This is a genomic window from Oleiagrimonas sp., from assembly GCF_027858935.1.
Lineage (GTDB): Bacteria > Pseudomonadota > Gammaproteobacteria > Xanthomonadales > Rhodanobacteraceae > Oleiagrimonas.
Map to the genome: position 1 here is coordinate 1 of NZ_JAQIBU010000030.1, position 2423 is coordinate 2423.

A 2423-nucleotide genomic window follows, 5' to 3' on the forward strand; every position below is an offset into this window, starting at 1 on the left:
GCCATGGTCGCGCTGGGCTACTCGGGTTGGGAAGCCGGCCAGCTGGAGAACGAGCTGATGGAAAACGCCTGGCTGACGACCGAGGCCGATGCCCGGATCATCTTTGACGCCCCGCTCGAGGAGCGCTGGATCGATGCCGCCGGACTGGTCGGCGTGGATCCCACCCGGCTGACCGGCTATGCCGGCCACGCATGAGCTGCGTGCTCGGGTTTGATGTCGGCACCCGCCTGACCGGCGTGGCCGTCGGCAACTACCTCACCGCTACCGCCCGTCCGCTGACCACGCTGAACGTGCGCGAAGGCAAGCCGGACTGGGATCGTATCGACAACCTGATGACCGACTGGCAGCCCGAGGCACTGGTGGTCGGGTTGCCGCTGCAGATGGACGGCAGCGAACAGGCCATGTCGCGCGTTGCCCGGCATTTCGCCAAGTGCCTGGAAAAACGCTATGTACTGCCGGTCTACCTGAGCGACGAGCGCAACAGCTCGCAGGAGGCCGCACGCCGTTTCGCCGCAGCGCGCGCCGCAGGACTTCGCCGTCGACGCGACGCCGTCGACATCGATGCCCACGCGGCAGCGGTCATCCTTGAGTCCTGGCTGCAGATGCAGTCGCCGCGCTGAGCCTGCAGGCCATGCCGTCGCGGACAACATCCAGTGACGAAGCCGGCACCCACAGCTAAGGTGCAAGACGCGCGCCGCAAGACAACAGATCCAGAAACACGCCACGAGCATGCGCTGCACTGCGCAACGTGTCAGGCGCATCTACAATAGGCCGAACCGCCCGTCCGGAATCCCATCGCATGCGCCTGCACCACCTGATTTCACTCGCCAACCTCGACCGCGACTGCATCAGCCGCCTGCTGGACCGCGCCGAGCACATGCGCGTGGACAGCCATCACGGCACGCGCAGGCTGGACCTGCTGACCGGGCGTACGGTGCTGAACCTGTTCTTCGAGCCCTCCACCCGCACGCGCACCTCGTTTGAACTGGCTGCGCTGCGCCTGGGCGCCAACGTGGTCAACTTCGACATTGCGCGTTCCTCGACCAACAAGGGCGAGACCCTGCTCGATACCCTGCACACGCTCGAGGCGATGCATCTGGATGCGATCGTGGTCCGCCACCGCGAAACCGGCACGCCCGAGTTCATGGTGCGCCATGCCATGAGCGGTGTATCCATCGTCAACGCGGGCGACGGCAACCATGCGCACCCCACCCAGGGTCTGCTTGACGCATTGACCATCCGCCAGCACCACCCCGACCTGGCCACGCTGAAGGTGACCATCTGCGGCGATATCCTGCATTCGCGGGTGGCGCGTTCGGACATCCACGCCCTGACCACCCTTGGGGTGCGCGAGTTGCGCCTGTGCGGCCCGCAGTCGCTGCTGCCGGCCCCCACCGAGGTCCCCGGCTGCATCCTCGTCGAGGACTTCGACGCGGCCATCGAGAACGTCGACGTGGTGATCATGCTGCGCCTGCAGAAAGAACGCATGGCCGCGACCCTGCTGCCGGACGAGGCCGCCTATTTCGAACATTTCGGTCTGGATACGCGGCGGCTGTCGCGCGCCGCCCCCGGCTGCCTGGTGATGCACCCGGGCCCGATCAACCGCGGCATCGAGATCGCGCCCGAAGTCGCCGACGGTGCGCAGTCACGCATCCTCGAGCAGGTTGGCAACGGCGTTTTCGTGCGCATGGCGGTGCTGGCCGAGGTCCTGGGCCGCTGATCTGCGGGCCGCGAAGATCGGCCCACAACATGCCGAAAGTCCCGTGCTCAAAGGCACATTACGCTTGCCACTGTTTCTCCGGGCCATCGCGGGCATAATGCAATCCGGGATCCAGTCACCAAGGGGCAAGAGCATGAAAAGGACGATTCGCGTATTCGCGTGTGTTTTCTGCATCGGCGCACTGGGCGCCTGCAGCCACAAGGATGCCAACGCACCGCTTTCCTACGTGCCAGCGGACACGCCCTATGTCACTGCCAACCTCGAACCACTGCCTGCAGACATGCGCACGCAACTGTTGAAACAGGCCGACACGCAACTGCCGATGCAGGTCACCCAGCTGCGACATGCCGCAAAGGCCGTGGACAAGGGCAATGCCCATGCAGCCGACCTGTTGAACGCACTGGCGGACGAGTTTGATGGTCGTACCGTGGAGCAGTTCGCCAAACGCATCGGCATCGATCCCAAGGCCCTGTATGCCGCATACGGCGTGGGCCTCAGCCCGGTCATGCGCGTCCAGATCGCCGACACAGCCGCCTTCCAGGCATTCATTGGCCGGATGGAAAAGGCCTGGGGCACACCACTGCAAACTACCCGACTGGGCGGTATCGATTATCGCCATGTCCGCCTCGGGCAGTTGAAACTCGAGTTCGTGGTAGCCGTGGAGAAAAAGCAGGCCGTACTGGCTGTTTTACCCATCGATGCG

General features: G+C 64.8%; 3 protein-coding genes and 1 pseudogene. All 4 read left to right on the plus strand.

The genetic code is table 11. The annotated features are described in order from the left end of the window. The coding region (locus PF446_RS01205) for a YqgE/AlgH family protein (protein ID WP_298068890.1) at positions 1 to 195 on the plus strand (195 nt) is incomplete at its 5' end. Further along, positions 192 to 620 carry a Holliday junction resolvase RuvX gene (gene ruvX, locus PF446_RS01210; RefSeq protein ID WP_298068891.1) on the plus strand — a complete coding sequence of 143 codons (429 nt, stop codon included), beginning with the start codon at positions 192 to 194 and terminating at the stop codon, positions 618 to 620. The genes PF446_RS01205 and ruvX, both read left to right, overlap by 4 nt. A gap of 179 nt (positions 621 to 799) precedes the next feature. After that, positions 800 to 1720 (plus strand): aspartate carbamoyltransferase catalytic subunit, encoded by a 921-nt coding sequence (locus tag PF446_RS01215; RefSeq protein ID WP_298068893.1) that lies wholly within the window; start codon positions 800 to 802, stop codon positions 1718 to 1720. 133 nt (positions 1721 to 1853) lie between these two features. Then, positions 1854 to 2423: pseudogene (locus tag PF446_RS01220) on the plus strand (hypothetical protein); the annotation flags it as partial.